This window comes from Moorena sp. SIO4A1 (assembly GCF_010672065.1).
Classification (GTDB): domain Bacteria; phylum Cyanobacteriota; class Cyanobacteriia; order Cyanobacteriales; family Coleofasciculaceae; genus Moorena.
The window spans coordinates 1-1208 of record NZ_JAAHHX010000889.1; the positions used below are offsets into that span (position 1 = coordinate 1).

At 42.0% G+C, this 1208-nt stretch carries 1 protein-coding gene; it reads right to left on the minus strand.

Annotated features, from left to right (window positions below; all coding sequences use genetic code 11):
- Window positions 1-169 precede the first annotated feature (169 nt).
- Window positions 170-1208 (minus strand): CHAT domain-containing protein (locus F6K53_RS43815; RefSeq protein WP_293087086.1); only part of this gene is annotated, 1039 nt, incomplete at its 5' end.

Genomic DNA, 1208 nt, shown 5'->3' on the forward strand with positions numbered 1-1208 from the left:
CACCAGTTATCAATCTCATCTGCTAATCCCTCCACATCATGATTAGATAGGGGAGTAATTATCGCTTCCAGTTCATTGCGATCCTGTTCAGAAAAAAGATCTGGTTGCGTGTTGATTAGCTTGATGAAATTTCCTATTGCTTGAATCTCAGTGTTCATAGTCTTAACTCCTATTGACCAATTGCACAAAATGCTGCCCAATGGTAGGGTTCTTCAAAAGGCTTATCGCTGGGGCTTAGATAGGGTTCTTCAAAAGGCTCCTCGCTGAGGCTTAGATCCCGAAAATCATCATTCTTCAAAAGCGGAGCACTCAAAAACAGCTTTTGATAACCCTTTATAGATAACCTCTTAATCCAGAGCAATAAATTTTCCTTAGTCACATCCCGCAGCCAGAGTTGCGCTTTATTAAGGGCAACTGCTAAGGACATCTGGTAGTTTAGCAGATTATCATAAAATTTAATCATCAACAACGTTGTAGATAAATCGTTTACCGCCCACAGGCTACAAACCACCGCTGGACTACCCGCAACTAGGAAAGCACTGGGTAAACCAATGTATTCATCGCTGCTATTCTGGAAGTCGATTAATCCTGTTTCACAAGCCGAAAGAGTGACAAGGCGACATTGTTCTAATTTGAGGCCAAAGATTTCCCCTAAAGTCAGAAATCCATCTTCTGTAGTTTTGTCTTGGACTATCTGTTTTGTTTTAACTTCCGCTAAAAGGAGTGCTGATTCTACAGGTGATTCTGGGTTGAAATAGCCATGACAGGAAAAGTGGCAACAGTGGGCTGTTGTCAAGTTCTGATTCACTTTGACAGCAGCTTCCTTTGCGTCTTGACTGGCTAAGACTTCAGCAGCCTGGAAAAATGATTTAATCACTTCCACTTCTAGGTTAGTGTAATCCAAATCATCAGTAGGGTTTTGAACCGCAAACAGGTGGGTAAAGTCCCGGCGTTCTCTGGTTTTAGCAAGTTGAAGTAGCTGACAGCTAGGAGCATAACTTACCCCTGCTGGAAAGCGATCCATCAGAATTTCAGATTTACCTTCTCCCTGCTGACTGTTGATAGGTAAAGCATGAAGGGGTAACAAATGTAAATACTGATGGGGGATTAAAATTAAGCGATCGCACGTTTCAGGAATCTGCTTAATGATGTCATCAATGGATAGAATATCAGCTAGCTCATCTAGGCGGTTACTCAAGTTCTTTTGC